This window comes from Compostibacillus humi (assembly GCF_014637175.1).
GTDB classification, from domain to species: Bacteria; Bacillota; Bacilli; order Bacillales; family Amphibacillaceae; genus Oceanobacillus; species Oceanobacillus humi.
This window is the reverse complement of the sequence record NZ_BMEV01000164.1, coordinates 1-611: the sequence shown is the minus strand read 5'-3', so window position 1 is coordinate 611 and position 611 is coordinate 1. Positions and strand designations below refer to the sequence as shown.

Here is a 611-nt window from a genome sequence, read left to right as displayed (position 1 = left end):
TACTTGGGGACCTTAGCTGGTGGTCTGGGCTGTTTCCCTTTCGACTATGAATCTTATCACCCATAGTCTGACTCCCAAGGATAAGTAGCTGGCATTCGGAGTTTGACTGAATTTGGTAACCCGATGAGGGCCCCTAGTCCAATCAGTGCTCTACCTCCAGTACTCTTTCCGCGGTGTCCCTAAGGACACCGAGCTTCGCTCCTTGAGGCTAGCCCTAAAGCTATTTCGGAGAGAACCAGCTATCTCCGTGTTCGATTGGCATTTCACCCCTACCCACACCTCATCCCCGCATTTTTCAACATACGTGGGTTCGGGCCTCCAGTCAGTGTTACCTGACCTTCACCCTGGACATGGGTAGATCACACGGTTTCGGGTCTACGACCGCATACTCATTCGCCCTGTTCAGACTCGCTTTCGCTGCGGCTCCGTGTCTTCCACTTAACCTTGCATACGATCGTAACTCGCCGGTCCATTCTACAAAAGGTACGCCGTCACACATAAACGTGCTCCGACTACTTGTAGGCACACGGTTTCAGGTACTATTTCACTCCCCTCCCGGGGTGCTTTTCACCTTTCCCTCACGGTACTGGTTCACTATCGGTCACTAGGGA

General features: G+C 52.5%; 1 rRNA gene. It reads right to left on the bottom strand.

Features of this window, described 5'->3' with window-relative positions:
* Positions 1 to 611, bottom strand: a 23S ribosomal RNA gene (locus IEV18_RS17120); the annotation flags it as partial.